This is a genomic window from Clavibacter tessellarius (assembly GCF_001618005.1).
GTDB lineage: Bacteria > Actinomycetota > Actinomycetes > Actinomycetales > Microbacteriaceae > Clavibacter > Clavibacter tessellarius_A.
Window position 1 is genome coordinate 52,408 of sequence record NZ_LQXA01000053.1, and the last position, 14,122, is coordinate 66,529.

Here is a 14,122-nt window from a genome sequence, read left to right on the forward strand (position 1 = left end):
TCAGGCCGCGCGGTAGATGCGCATCGCCGGGCCGCGCACCTCGATGCGGTCGCCGGGCGCATCGTCCGCGGAGACGGCCTCCGGGCGCTCCCACGCGCTCGACCACAGGAGGCGCCACGCCGTGACGCCGTCGTGCTCCGGCAGCGTGACGGTCGCCGTCGTCTCCAGCCCGTGCACCACGACGAGGACGGTGTTCGGCTCCTCGGTCTCGGGCGTCGAGGTGGTGATCCACTGCAGCGTGCGCGTGCCCGCGGACTCCCAGGCCGCGTCCGTCATGGGCGCGCCGTCCGCGTCGCGCCAGGCGAGCACCGACGCGCTCGGCACGCGCACGTCGGGCTGGGCGTACCGGACGGGACGGAGCGCCGGGTTCTCGCGGCGGATGCGGATGAGGTGCCGTGTGGTCGCCTCGAGGTCGAGCCGCCAGGCGTCCTCGTCGCGATGCAGCCAGGTCGCCGCGTTGTCGAGGCAGTAGCCGTTGTTGTTGCCGCGCTGGGTGCGGCCCCGCTCGTCGCCCATCGTGATCATGGGGATGCCGGCGGAGACGAGGAGGGTGCCGAGCAGGTTCCGCGACGTGCGGCGACGCGCGGCGAGGACGGCCGGATCGCGCGTCGGCCCCTCCACGCCGTGGTTCCAGGACCGGTTGGCGTCGGTCCCGTCGCGGTTCGACTCCCCGTTGCCGCTGTTGTGCTTGTGGTCGTAGGAGGTGAGGTCGGCGAGCGTGAACCCGTCGTGCGCCGTGACGAACGAGACGGACGCGAGCGGCCCGCGGTCGGCGGCGAAGGTGCCCGAGGATCCGGCGAGGCAGGACGCGAGCGCGCCCACGCCGTGCGGCGCGCCACCCGTGCGACGCGCCTCCGCGACGTCCGTCAACCAGAAGTCGCGCACCACGTCGCGGTAGCCGTCGTTCCACTCGCTCCAGCCGGAGCCGAACCCGCCCGTGCGCCAGCCGCCCATGCCCACGTCCCACGGCTCGGCGATCATCAGAAGCCCCTGGAGCGCCTCGTCCTCGACGATGGCGCGGAGCAGCGGGTGCTCTGGATCGAAGTCGACGCGCTCGTCGCGGCCGAGCGTCACCGCGAGGTCGAAGCGGAAGCCGTCGACGCCCATCACGTCGGACCAGTGCTCGAGCGAGTCGAGCACGAGGCGCTGCGCGTCCGGCCGGGACAGGTCGACCGTGTTGCCGCATCCGGTCACGTCGATGGGCGTGCCGTCCGGCGTGTGCCGGTAGTAGCGGGACCCGTCGATGCCGCGGAGGCTCGTGACGGGGCCGTCGGCGCCCTCCTCCGCGGTGTGGTTGTAGACGACGTCGAGCACGACCTGGACGCCGGCGGCGTGCAGCGCGTCCACCATCGCGCGGAACTCGTCCGCCACCGCGTCGGCCCCGGCGTCCCGCGCCCGGCGCGTGGCGTAGGGCGCGTGCGGCGCGAGGTAGGCGAGCGTGTTGTATCCCCAGTGGTTGATGCGCCCCTGCGCGCGCAGCCGCTCCTCGCTCGTGGAGGCGTGCACGGGCAGGAGCTCGACCGTCGTGATGCCGAGCTCCACGAGCCGGTCGACGGACGCCGCGTGGCCGAGCCCCGCGTAGGTGCCGCGCAGCTCCTCCGGGACGCGCTCGTCGAGCTTGGAGAAGCCGCGCACGTGCAGCTCGTACACGACCTGGCGGTCGCGCGGCACGGCCGGCCGGGCGGCCCGACGGGCGGCGCGCTCCTCCGCAGGCACCTCGCGCGTGACGACCGAGCGCCACGCGGCCGGCCCCACCTGCACGAGGCCGCGCGCGTACGGGTCGATGAGGTGGCGCGTGGGGTCGAAGGAGTCGCCCGGCGCGGGGTCCCCGTCGACGCGCACCGAGTAGGCGGTGCCGGGGACGAGCCGCTCGCTCCACCCGGTCCAGACGCCGTGATCGCCCCGCTCCATCGCGACCACCTGCGCGACGCGGCGCGGGTCGTCGACGGCGGACACGGTGAGCTCCACGGCGGACGCGCCATGGCTCACGAGGCGGAGCGTGCCGCCGGTCTCGTGGAGCGTCAGCCCCAGGGGCTCGGGCGGTCCGGGGCGCGGCATGCGACCTAGGGTAGGGGGCATGACGGTCTACCTCGACCACGCCGCGACGACCCCGATGCGGCCGGAGGCGATCGCGGCGCTCGCCGGCGCGCTCACGCTCGTGGGGAACCCGTCCTCCATCCACTCGCACGGCCAGGAGGCCCGACGCGTGCTCGAGCAGGCGCGCGAGGACATCGCCCGCGCGCTCGACGCCGACGCGGTCGAGGTGATCCTCACGTCCGGCGGCACCGAGTCGGTGAACCTCGGGATCAAGGGGCTGCACGGCGCCCGGGTCGCCGCCGACGCACGGCGGACGCGGATCCTCGTGCCCGACGGCGAGCACCACGCCACGGTCGACACGGTGGAGTGGCTCGAGCGGCGGGGCGCCGTGGTCGAGCGGCTGCCGATCGACGCGCTCGGGCGCATCCGGGTCGACGCGGTCGCCGCCGCGCTCGCCGCGGATCCCGGATCCGTCTCCCTCCTCACCCTCCTCGCCGCGAGCAACGAGGTCGGCACGATCCAGCCCGTGGAGGAGCTCGCGGCGCTCGCCGCTGCCCACGGCGTGCCGGTGCACGTCGACGCGGTGGCCGCCCTCGGGCACATGCCGGTCCCGTTCCGCCGCTGGCGCGAGGCGGGGGTGTCCGCGGTCAGCGTCTCGGCGCACAAGGTCGGCGGGCCCGTCGGCAGCGGCGCGCTCGTGCTCGCGCGGCAGGCGACGGTCGATGCGCAGATCCACGGCGGCGGCCAGCAGCGGCAGGTGCGCTCGGGCACGCAGGACGCCGCCTCCGCGGTCGCGTTCGCCGCCGCCGTCACGCTCGCGGTCGCGGAGCTCGACGCCGAGCGCGTGCGCCTCGCCGCCCTCCGCGACCGGCTCGTGCAGACGGTGCTCCGCGACGTGCCGGGCGCCGTCCTCCGCGGCGACCCGGATCCGGCCGGCCGCCTCCCCGGCAACGCGCACCTCACGTTCGCCGGCTGCCAGGGCGACTCGCTCCTGCTCCTCCTCGACATGGCGGGCGTCTCGGTGAGCACCGGATCCGCGTGCCAGGCCGGCGTCCCCGAGGTCTCGCACGTGCTCCTCGGCATGGGCGTCCCCGAGTCCGAGGCCCGGGGAGCGCTCCGCTTCACGCTCGGCCGCACCACGACCGACGCCGACGTCGACGCGCTGCTGGCCGCCCTGCCCGACGCCGTCGCGCGGGCCTCCCGGGCGGGGTTCGCGGGACGCGCGGCGCGTAGGCTCAGCGGGTGAAGATCCTCGCAGCGATGAGTGGTGGAGTCGACTCCGCCGTGGCCGCCGCCCGCGCCGTCGAGGCCGGGCACGACGTGACGGGCGTGCACCTCGCCCTCAGCCGCATGCCGGGCACGCTCCGCACCGGATCCCGCGGCTGCTGCACGATCGAGGACTCCATGGACGCGCGCCGCGCCGCCGACCTCCTCGGCATCCCGTTCTACGTGTGGGACTTCTCCGAGCGCTTCGCCGCCGACGTGGTGGACGACTTCGTGGCCGAGTACCAGGCCGGCCGCACGCCGAACCCCTGCATGCGCTGCAACGAGCGGATCAAGTTCGCCGCGCTCCTGGAGAAGGCCCTCGACCTCGGCTTCGACGCCGTCTGCACCGGCCACTACGCGGACGTGCTGGAGGGGCCGGACGGGAAGCCCGAGCTGCATCGCGCGGCCGCGTGGGCCAAGGACCAGTCGTACGTGCTCGGCGTGCTGACGGCCGAGCAGATCGCGCACTCCTACTTCCCGCTGGGATCCACGCCGTCGAAGGCCGAGGTGCGCGCCGAGGCCGCCGCGCGCGGGATCCAGGTGGCGCAGAAGCCCGACAGCCACGACATCTGCTTCATCCCCGACGGCGACACCCGCGGCTGGCTCGCGGACCGCGTGGGAGCAGCGCCCGGCGACATCCTCGACGGCCGGGGCGCGGTGGTGGGCACGCACGCCGGCGCTGCGGCGTTCACGGTCGGGCAGCGCAAGGGCCTCGCGATCGGCACGCCGGCGCCCGACGGCCGCCCGCGGTTCGTCCTGGAAATCCGGCCCAAGGACAACACGGTCGTCGTCGGCCCGCAGGAGGCGCTCGCGATCCGCGAGATCGCCGGATCCTCCTTCACGTGGGCGGGCACGCCGCCCACGCGACCCGACCAGCCGTTCGACTGCGACGTGCAGATCCGCGCGCACGCCGACCCGGTGCCGGCCAGCGCCCGGGTGTCGGGGGTCGACGGCATGATCGAGCTCGTGATCACCCCCCGCGAGCACCTCATCGGCGTGGCCCCCGGGCAGACCGCCGTCGTCTACGCCGGCACCCGCGTGCTCGGCCAGGTCACCATCGACCGCACCGTGAGCGCCGTCGACGACGCACGGCCGCCGATCCGCGACACGGCCCTCGCCGGCGCGGCCGCGGGGGAGTGAGCGTCCCGTGAGCGACACGACGACCGGATCCGACGCGGCCGCCGACGCCGTCCCCGCTACCACTCCCGCCGACCTCGAGGCCGCGTCCGCCCGCGTGGACGCGCTCCGCGCCGAGATCGAGCGCCACCGCGACGAGTACTACGCGTCGAACGCGAGCACCCTGAGCGACGCCGAGTACGACGCGCTCGTGCACGAGCTCGAGGCGCTCGAGGAGGCGCACCCCACGCTCCGCAGCCAGGACAGCCCCACGCAGACGGTCGGCGGCCGCGCCGAGACCACGCTCTTCGCGCCCGTCACGCACGCCGAGCGCATGCTCAGCCTCGACAACGTGTTCAGCGAGGAGGAGCTCGCCGAGTGGGCGGCCAAGGTCGAGCGCGACGCGGGGAGCGGGCGCGTCCGCTACCTCAGCGAGCTCAAGATCGACGGGCTCGCCATCAACCTCCGCTACGAGCACGGCGTGCTCGTCACGGCGGCGACCCGCGGCGACGGCGTCGTCGGCGAGGACGTCACGCAGAACGTGCTCACCATGGGCACCGTGCCCGAGCGGCTCGCCGGATCCGGGCATCCGCCGCTCGTCGAGGTGCGCGGCGAGATCTTCTTCCCCGTCGCCGAGTTCGACGAGCTCAACGCCCGGCAGCTGGAGGTGGGGGAGCGCGTGTTCGCGAACCCGCGCAACGCCGCCGCGGGATCCCTGCGCCAGAAGGAGGAGGGCAAGAGCCCCGCGCGCCTCGACCTGATGCGCGCGCGCATCCGCCGCCTCCGCATGCTCGTGCACGGCATCGGCGCCTGGCCCGTCCGCGAGCTCGAGCGCGACGCGCACGTGTCCGCGCAGTCCGAGGTCTACGGGCTGCTCGAGGGGTGGGGCCTGCCCATCTCCACGCACTTCCGCGTGTTCGACGACGTCGCCGAGGTGGTGGAGTTCGTGCGTCGCCACGGCGCCCACCGCGCCGAGGTCGAGCACCAGATCGACGGCATCGTCGTCAAGGTCGACGACCTGGGGCTGCACGAGGAGCTCGGCGCCACCAGCCGCGCGCCGCGCTGGGCCACCGCGTACAAGTACCCGCCGGAGGAGGTCAACACGACGCTCCTCGACATCGTCGTGAGCGTCGGCCGCACCGGCCGGGCCACGCCGTTCGCGGTCATGGAGAAGGTGGAGGTCGCCGGATCCGAGGTGCGCCAGGCCACGCTGCACAACCAGCAGGTGGTGAAGGCCAAGGGCGTGCTCATCGGCGACACGGTCGTGCTGCGGAAGGCCGGCGACGTCATCCCCGAGGTGCTCGGGCCGGTCGTCGAGCTCCGCGACGGCACCGAGCGCGAGTTCGTCATGCCCACGCTCTGCCCCGAGTGCCAGACGCCCCTGAAGCCCGCGAAGGAGGGCGACATCGACCTCCGCTGCCCGAACGCGCGCAGCTGCCCGGCGCAGGTCCGCGGGCGCGTCGAGCACGTCGCCTCCCGCGGCGCGCTCGACATCGAGGGCCTCGGCGAGGTCGCCGCGGCCGCGCTCACCCAGCCGCTCGAGCCGGAGGACCCGCCGCTCGAGACCGAGGCGGGCCTCTTCGAGCTGACCATGGCCGACCTCGTGCCCATCACCGTGGTGGTCCGCGACGCCGAGACCGGCATGGTCAAGGTGGACGAGAAGACGGGCGAGGCCAAGCGCGTCACGCCGTTCCGCCGCAAGCGCGTCCCGAAGCGCGACGGCGCGTTCGACCCGGCGGAGCCCTGGGGCGACGAGCTGTCGGTGCCGTCGAAGTCCGCCGAGGTGCTGCTCGAGAACCTGGAGAAGGCGAAGACGCAGGACCTGTGGCGGATCCTCGTGGCCCTGAGCATCCGACACGTCGGCCCGGTCGCCGCGCGCGCCCTGGCGGGCTGGTTCGGCTCGCTCGACGCCATCCGCGCCGCCAGCCGCGAGGAGCTCGCCGCGGTCGACGGCGTGGGCGGCATCATCGCCGATGCCCTGCTCGACTGGTTCGAGGTCGACTGGCACCGGGAGATCGTCGAGCGCTGGGAGCGGGCGGGCGTCGTCACGTCCGTGCCCGGCCACCCCGGGCCCGGCGCCGCGGCCGCCGCGGGCGGCGTGCTCGCCGGCCTCACTGTCGTCGCCACCGGGTCGCTCGAGGGGTACACCCGCGAGGGGGCGCTCGAGGCGATCATGGCGGCCGGCGGCAAGGCCGGATCCAGCGTGAGCAAGAAGACGCACTACGTCGCCGCCGGGCCGGGCGCGGGATCCAAGCTCGGCAAGGCCGAGGCGCTCGGCGTGCGGATCATCGACGCCGCGGAGTTCCGCCTGCTCGTGGAGCAGGGGCCGGAGGCCATCGCGCTTCCGGAGCCGGAGCTGGAGGCGGAGCCCGAGGCGGAGTCGGAGCTGGAGCTGGAGCCGGAGCCCGCGGCCGAGCCGGACGCGGGGGCCCGGTCCGATGCCGCAGGTGCCGCCGACGGGGATTCCACCGCGAGCGACGCGGACGCCACCACCACCACCTGACGGGTCGGGCGGCGCGCGATCCCGTCGGTAGCATGGGAGCGCGTCGGCCGGATCCCGGCGCATCCCGGCCGGCTCTCCTGGGGGCTCCCACCCGTGTCTCCTCGCGTCCCCGCGCTGCTGACCGCCGCGGCCCTGTGCCTCGGCCCGGTCGGCCCCCTCGGCGTCCCCGCCGCGTCGGCCGCCACCGCCGCGTCCGCCGCTACCGCCGCTACCGCCGCTACCGCCGCGTCCGCCGCGGCGGCCGGGCCCGCGGCTTCCCCGCCCACCTCCGCCGTGCACGCGGTGTCCATGCTCGCGGCTCCGTCATCCACCGGGCTCCTCGCCGGGCCGGACGCAGCGGATCCCACCCTCGCCGCTCGCACGCCGCCTCCGCCGCGCGTGCTCCAGCTCCTCCGCCACGGCCGCGCGACCGATCCGGCACTGCGCCGCATGCCGCCCGTCGCGCTCCTGGCGGCCCTGCCCGCCCTCGACGCCGCCGAGCTCCGGCGCCTCGCACGCACGACCCCCGACCTGATCCACGACCTCGTGCGCCGCCCGCCGACGGCCTCGACCGTCCGGGCCTGGTGGGACGCGCTGGCACCCGACGACCGGGACGACCTGGCCGACGGCGTCCCCGAGCTGATCGGGAATCTCGAGGGCCTGCCTGTCGACGTGCGGGACTCCGCCAACCGCCGCCACCTCGCCGAGCGCCGACACCACCTGCACGAGGTGGCGCGCAGGACGCCGGGCCGCGGCGCGCAGCAGGTGATCGGGCGGGAGCTGGGCATGCTCGCCGGGGTCCGCGCCGCCCTCGCGCCCGGCGCCGGGCCCGAGCGCGCCCTGCTCGCGCTGGACACGCGCTGGCCGGGTCGCGCCGCGGTCGTCACGGGCGACCTCGCGACCGCCGCGTACGTCGACGTCGTCGTGCCGGGCATGCTCTACGCCGTCTCCGAGCGCCTCGTCGACTGGACGGAGGTGGCCGCGCGCCTGCAGGAGGAGCAGACGCGCCTCCTGGGCGGCCCGGGCCGAGGCGGCGGCGTCGCGACGATCGCGTGGCTCGGCTACCGCACGCCCGACCTCACGGGCATCGGCTCGCTCGCCCTGGCGGAGGAGGGCGCCGTGCGTCTGGAGGCCGCGATCCAGGGCATCCGCGGGGCACGCGTCGAGGCGCCGCCGCGCCTCACCGTCATCGCGCACTCGTACGGCTCGACGGCCGCGCTCCTCGCGCTGTCGAGCGGCCGGGCGTCGGCCGACGCGCTCGCGCTGGTCGGCTCGCCGGGCGGCGTCGTCCGCGACGTCTCCGAGCTGAGCGTGCCGGCCGACCGGGTGTTCGTGGGGGAGGCGCCGGGGGATCCGGTCGCGGGGTCGTCCTGGTTCGGCGCGGATCCCGGCAGCCCCGGCTTCGGCGCGCGGCCGTTCGGCGTGCGGGGCACGGGCGGCGCGGCGGGCGTGTCGGCCGACGGGGCCCTCGCCGGCGTCGCGGGCCACAACGGGTACTTCGACCGGGGCACGGAGTCGTTCCGGAACCTCGCGCTCATCGGGATCGACCGCCCCGTGCGCGACGCGGTCGCGACCGACGCGAGCGGCCGGTAGGCGCGCGGGATCAGCCCCGGCTGCGCTCGGCGTACTCGAGCCGCACGCCGTCGGCGCCGGACGCGACGAGGTGGCCGTCGTCCACGCGCCAGGAGGTGACCTCCGCGAGGTCGTGGAAGTACTCCGCCTCGACACCGGCGTCATCGCAGGGGATGGCGCCCGGCGCCACGGCGGCGAGCATCCCCTCGCCCGGGTCCCGGATCGGGCCCGAGTAGTCGTTGCACGGACCGCGCCCGCTGATCTCCCCGCCGCCCACGCGCATGGTGATGAGGGTGTCGCCGATCGCCAGCGCACCGCCCGAGTCGCGTGCGGCGACGAGGTGCCAGTTGCCGCGCACGTCGCTCACGGGCGCGCAGCCCGCGAGGGGCACCAGGGCGAGCGCGGCGGCGGACGCCGCGAGACCCGCGCGGACACGGGTCCCGCCGACGCGGCCGGTGCCCGCGCGGGCGGCACGGCGCGCAGCGGATCGACGGGGGGCGGGGATCCGGGCTGCGGTGGGCATGGGGGTCACGCTAATAGAATCTCCCGGTACCCCCGCACACAGTCCTTTGGAGACGCATGTCCGACACCCGGCCCGAGCACGCCGACGCGACGCGGGGGGACGAGAACCCCCCGGCGCCGACCCCCACGGAGCAGATCAGCCGGGAGCAGGTGCAGCACCTCGCGGGACTCGCGCGCATCCGCCTGAGCGACGCGGAGATCGACACGCTCACGACCGAGCTCGGCCTCATCGTCGAGTCGGTCGCGAAGGTCACCGCGGTCGCGGGGCCGGACGTGCCCGCGACGAGCCACCCGATCCCGCTGGTCAACGTGTACCGCCCCGACGTCCCGGGCGTGACGCTGACCACGGAGCAGGCCCTCCAGGGCGCGCCCGAGCACGACGGCTCCCGCTTCAAGGTGTCCGCGATCCTCGGCGAAGAGCAGTAGGAGCACCATGACCGACGACCTCACGCGCCTCAGCGCGTCCGCCCTCGCCGACCGCCTCGCATCGGGCGACGTCTCCAGCGTCGACGCCGTGCGCGCCCACCTCGACCGCATCGACCACGTCGACGGCGACGTCCACGCGTTCCTGCACGTATCCGGTGAAGCGGCGCTCCGGCGCGCCGCGGAGATCGACGCGCAGCGCGCCGAGGGCGCCGCCCTCGGGCCGCTCGCGGGCGTGCCCATCGCCATCAAGGACGTGCTCTGCACCATCGACATGCCGTCCACCGCGGGCTCGCGCATGCTCGAGGGCTGGACGCCGCCCTACGACGCGACCGTCGTCCAGCGCCTCCGCGCCGCGGGCCTCGTGCCGCTCGGCAAGACCAACATGGACGAGTTCGCGATGGGCTCCTCCACCGAGCACTCCGCGTTCGGCGCCACGCACAACCCGTGGGACCTCGACCGCATCCCCGGTGGCTCGGGCGGTGGATCCGCGGCCGCGGTCGCCGCGTTCGAGGCACCCGTCGCGCTCGGCTCCGACACCGGCGGATCCATCCGCCAGCCCGCGGCCGTCACCGGCTCGGTCGGCGTCAAGCCCACCTACGGCGGCGTCAGCCGGTACGGCGCCATCGCGCTCGCGTCGAGCCTCGACCAGGTCGGCCCCGTGTCCCGCACGGTGCTCGACTCGGCGCTCGTCCACGACGTCATCGGCGGGCACGACCCGCGCGACTCCACCTCGCTCACCGACCGGTGGCCGTCCTTCGCGGACGCCGCCCGCGCCGGGCAGCGCGAGGGCGCCCTGAAGGGCGTCCGCGTCGGCGTCGTGAAGCAGCTCGACGGCGAGGGCTTCCAGCCCGGCGTCACGCAGCGCTTCCGCGAGGCGCTCGCGCTCCTCGAGGAGGCCGGCGCCGAGATCGTCGAGGTGTCCGCCCCGAACTTCGAGCATGCCATCGCCGCGTACTACCTGATCCTCCCCGCGGAGGCGTCGAGCAACCTCGCCAAGTTCGACTCGGTGCGCTTCGGCCTCCGGGTGAACCCGCCCGGCGGCGGCACCGTCGAGGACGTCATGGCGGCGACCCGCGAGGCCGGCTTCGGCCCCGAGGTCAAGCGCCGCATCATCCTCGGCACCTACGCGCTGAGCGCCGGCTACTACGACGCGTACTACGGCAGCGCGCAGAAGGTCCGCACGCTCATCCAGCGCGACTTCGACGCCGCGTTCCAGCAGGTCGACGTGCTCGTCACGCCGTCCGCGCCCACCACGGCGTTCAAGCTGGGCGAGAAGCTCGACGACCCGCTGGCGATGTACCTCAACGACCTCACGACGATCCCTGCGAACCTCGCGGGCGTCCCCGGCATCGGCCTCCCCATCGGGCTCGCGCCCGAGGACGGCCTGCCCGTCGGGATCCAGTTCATGGCGCCCGCCCGCGAGGACGCGCGCCTCTACACGGTCGGCGCCGCCCTCGAGCAGATCCTCGAGCGGCAGTGGGGCGGGCCCCTGCTCGCCCAGGCACCCGAGCTCGCGCGCGCCGCGCGCCGCACCACGGACGGAGACACGCACTGATGGCCAAAGCCGAGCTGATGGACTACGACGAGGCCATCGAGATGTTCGAGCCCGTGCTCGGGTTCGAGGTGCACGTGGAGCTGAACACGCGCACGAAGATGTTCTCCGACGCCCCGAACTTCTTCGGCGGCGAGCCCAACACCAACATCACTCCCGTCGACCTGGGTCTCCCGGGCTCGCTGCCGGTCGTGAACGAGCAGGCCGTGAAGCACTCGATCAGCCTCGGGCTCGCCCTCGGCTGCTCGATCGCGGAGAGCTCGCGCTTCGCCCGGAAGAACTACTTCTACCCGGACCTCGCGAAGAACTACCAGATCAGCCAGTTCGACGAGCCCATCGCGTTCCGCGGCTCCGTCGAGGTGGAGATGCCCGACGGCCGCATCGTCACGGTGCCCATCGAGCGCGCGCACATGGAGGAGGACGCGGGGAAGCTCACGCACGTGGGCGGCGCGACGGGCCGGATCCAGGGCGCCGACCACTCGCTGGTCGACTACAACCGCGCGGGCGTGCCGCTGGTGGAGATCGTCACGGACATCATCTACGGCGCGGAAGGCGAGGCCCCCGAGCTCGCGAAGGCGTACGTGTCGACGATCCGCGACATCGTCGTGGCGCTCGGCATCTCCGACGCGAAGATGGAGCGCGGCAACCTCCGCTGCGACGCGAACATCTCGCTGAGCCCGCGCGGATCCGGGAAGCTCGGCACCCGCACGGAGACGAAGAACGTCAACTCGCTCCGCAGCGTCGAGCGCGCCATCCGCTACGAGATCCAGCGCCAGGCCGCGATCCTCGCCGCGGGCGGCACGATCACGCAGGAGACGCGCCACTGGCACGAGGACACCGGCCGCACCTCCGCCGGCCGCCCGAAGAGCGACGCCGACGACTACCGCTACTTCCCGGAGCCCGACCTGCTGCCCGTGCAGCCGAGCGCCGAGCTGATCGCGGAGCTCCGGGCGGCGCTCCCCGAGGCGCCCGCGATCCGCCGCCGTCGGCTGAAGGCCGAGTGGGGCTTCACCGACCTGGAGTTCCAGGACGTCGTGAACTCCGGGCTCCTCACCGAGCTCGTCGACACGGTCGAGGCCGGGGCCGCCCCGCAGGCCGCGCGCAAGTGGTGGACGGGCGAGATCGCCCGCATCGCCAACGCGCGCGGCGTGGACGCGGCGACGCTCATCAGCCCGCAGCAGGTGGCGTCCGTCATCGAGCTGGTCGAGGCCGGCACGCTGACGAACCGCCTGGCGCGTGACGTGCTCGAGGGCGTCATCGACGGCGAGGGCACGGCGCAGGAGGTCGTGGACGCCCGCGGCCTCGCGGTCGTGTCCGACGACGGCCCGCTCATCCAGGCCATCGACGAGGCGCTCCAGGCACAGCCCGACGTGCTCGCGAAGATCCGCGACGGCAAGGTGCAGGCCGCCGGCGCCGTCATCGGCGCCGTGATGAAGGCCATGCGCGGCCAGGCGGACGCGGCCCGCGTCCGCGAGCTCGTGCTGGAGCGCGCGCAGGCCTCGTGACCGCCACCCTCGTCGCCCGTGGCCTCGCCGGAGGACACGGGCACCGCACGCTGTTCTCCGGGCTCGACCTCACGGTCGCGCCCGGGGACGTCGTGGGGCTCGTCGGCGCGAACGGCGCGGGCAAGAGCACGCTGCTGCGGCTCCTCGCGGGGGTGGACGCGCCGCAGGACGGCCGCGTGCTGCTCTCGCCCGCCGATGCCTTCATCGGCTGGCTGCCGCAGGAGCACGAGCGGATTCCCGGCGAGACCGTCGCGGGCTACGTCGCCCGCCGCACGGGGTGCGCCGAGGCGTCGGCCGAGCTGGATCGTACGGCGGTCGCTCTCGGCGAGGGCCTGCCCGGCGCCGACGACGCGTACGGCACGGCGCTCGACCGCTGGATGGCGAGCGGCGCGGCCGACCTCGACGAGCGCCTTCCTGTCACGCTCGCGGAGCTGGGCCTCGACCTCGATCCCGCGCTCCCCACCGCGGGCCTGTCCGGCGGGCAGGCGGCCCGCGTCGCCCTCGCCGCGCTCCTGCTCAGCCGCTTCGACGTGGTGCTCCTCGACGAGCCCACCAACGACCTCGACCTGGACGGCCTCGCGCGCCTGGAGTCGTTCGTGCGCGGCCTCCGCGGCGGCGTCGTCCTCGTGTCGCACGACCGCGAGTTCCTCGCCCGCTGCGTCACGACCGTCGTCGAGCTCGACCTCGCGCAGGACAGCGTCCGCGTCTACGAGGGCGGCTACGACGCGTTCCTCGAGGAGCGGCAGGTCGCCCGCCGCCACGCGCGCGAGGCGTACGAGCAGTTCGCCGACACCAAGGCCGACCTCGTATCCCGCGCCCGCACCCAGCGCGAGTGGTCGTCGCAGGGCGTCCGCAACGCGATGCGGAAGGCGCCCGACAACGACAAGATCCGGCGCAAGGCGAGCGCCGAGTCGAGCGAGAAGCAGGGCCAGAAGGTCCGCCAGATGGAGAGCCGCATCGCGCGCCTCGAGGAGGTCGAGGAGCCCCGCAAGGAGTGGGAGCTGGCGTTCACCATCGGGTCCGCGCCCCGGTCGAGCGCCGTCGTGGCGACCCTCCGCGAGGCGACCGTGACGCGCGGCGCGTTCACGCTCGGCCCCGTCTCCCTCCAGGTCGACGGCGGCGACCGCATCGGCATCACCGGCCCGAACGGCGCCGGCAAGTCCTCGCTCCTCGGCTTGATCCTCGGCCGCCTCGCGCCCGACTCCGGCGACGCGTCGCCCGGCCGCAGCGTGCAGGTGGGCGAGATCGACCAGGCCCGCGCGTCGCTCCGCGGCGAGCTGCCGCTCGCGGAGTCCTTCGCCGAGCAGGTGCCGGATCTCTCGCCCGCCGAGGTCCGTACGCTGCTCGCCAAGTTCGGCCTGCGGGCCGACCACGTCACGCGTCCCGTCGACGGCCTGTCGCCGGGGGAGCGCACGCGCGCGGGACTCGCGCTCCTGCAGGCGCGCGGGGTCAACCTGCTCGTGCTCGACGAGCCGACCAACCACCTCGACCTGCCCGCCATCGAGCAGCTGGAGCAGGCGCTCGACTCCTACGAGGGCACGCTCCTGCTCGTCACCCACGACCGGCGGATGCTCGACGCGGTGCGCCTCGACCGGCACTGGCACGTGGACGCGGGCGTCGTCACCGAGTCCTGAGCCGGCGGGC

Annotated in this window: 10 protein-coding genes; 8 read left to right on the top strand and 2 right to left on the bottom strand. The window is 74.9% G+C overall.

From position 1 onward, the window contains the following. Entirely contained in the window at positions 1-2,058 is a 2,058-nt protein-coding gene (locus AWH51_RS14085; RefSeq protein ID WP_254654592.1) for a glycogen debranching protein, read from the bottom strand. A 19-nt stretch (positions 2,059-2,077) separates the two neighbouring features. Between AWH51_RS14085 and AWH51_RS14090 the strand changes: the two genes are divergently transcribed. The 4 genes from AWH51_RS14090 (at position 2,078) to AWH51_RS14105 (ending at position 8,494) form a co-directional block, all read left to right on the top strand. Further along, the gene (locus AWH51_RS14090; protein ID WP_063072691.1) at positions 2,078-3,283 is read left to right on the top strand and encodes a cysteine desulfurase family protein; all 1,206 of its coding nucleotides are present in this window, start codon (positions 2,078-2,080) and stop codon (positions 3,281-3,283) included. Beyond that, positions 3,280-4,443, top strand: coding sequence for a tRNA 2-thiouridine(34) synthase MnmA (mnmA, locus tag AWH51_RS14095; protein ID WP_175345533.1), 1,164 nt, complete (start codon positions 3,280-3,282; stop codon positions 4,441-4,443). The genes AWH51_RS14090 and mnmA overlap by 4 nt, the downstream gene beginning before the upstream one ends. Before the next feature lie 7 nt (positions 4,444-4,450). Beyond that, entirely contained in the window at positions 4,451-6,922 is a 2,472-nt protein-coding gene (gene ligA / locus AWH51_RS14100) for an NAD-dependent DNA ligase LigA (RefSeq protein WP_063072692.1), read from the top strand. A 93-nt stretch (positions 6,923-7,015) separates the two neighbouring features. Next, entirely contained in the window at positions 7,016-8,494 is a 1,479-nt protein-coding gene (locus AWH51_RS14105) for an alpha/beta hydrolase (protein ID WP_254654593.1), read from the top strand. A 10-nt stretch (positions 8,495-8,504) separates the two neighbouring features. Here the strand turns inward: AWH51_RS14105 and AWH51_RS14110 are convergent, their stop codons facing one another. Continuing rightward, positions 8,505-8,996 carry an META domain-containing protein gene (locus AWH51_RS14110; protein ID WP_254654594.1) on the bottom strand — a complete coding sequence of 164 codons (492 nt, stop codon included), beginning with the start codon at positions 8,994-8,996 and terminating at the stop codon, positions 8,505-8,507. Positions 8,997-9,052: 56 nt separating this feature from the next. Between AWH51_RS14110 and gatC the strand changes: the two genes are divergently transcribed. The 4 genes from gatC to AWH51_RS14130 are packed head-to-tail and all read left to right on the top strand — an operon-like array spanning position 9,053 to position 14,112. Continuing rightward, positions 9,053-9,421, top strand: coding sequence for an Asp-tRNA(Asn)/Glu-tRNA(Gln) amidotransferase subunit GatC (gatC, locus tag AWH51_RS14115; protein ID WP_081235143.1), 369 nt, complete (start codon positions 9,053-9,055; stop codon positions 9,419-9,421). 7 nt (positions 9,422-9,428) lie between these two features. Then, positions 9,429-10,976 carry an Asp-tRNA(Asn)/Glu-tRNA(Gln) amidotransferase subunit GatA gene (gene gatA, locus AWH51_RS14120; RefSeq protein ID WP_063072693.1) on the top strand — a complete coding sequence of 516 codons (1,548 nt, stop codon included), beginning with the start codon at positions 9,429-9,431 and terminating at the stop codon, positions 10,974-10,976. Beyond that, the gene (gene gatB, locus AWH51_RS14125) at positions 10,976-12,478 is read left to right on the top strand and encodes an Asp-tRNA(Asn)/Glu-tRNA(Gln) amidotransferase subunit GatB (RefSeq protein WP_063072694.1); all 1,503 of its coding nucleotides are present in this window, start codon (positions 10,976-10,978) and stop codon (positions 12,476-12,478) included. Before gatA ends, gatB begins: the two co-directional genes overlap by 1 nt. Further along, positions 12,475-14,112: an ABC-F family ATP-binding cassette domain-containing protein gene (locus tag AWH51_RS14130; protein ID WP_063072695.1), complete on the top strand. Its 1,638-nt coding sequence runs from the start codon at positions 12,475-12,477 to the stop codon at positions 14,110-14,112. The genes gatB and AWH51_RS14130 overlap by 4 nt, the downstream gene beginning before the upstream one ends. Positions 14,113-14,122 lie beyond the last annotated feature (10 nt).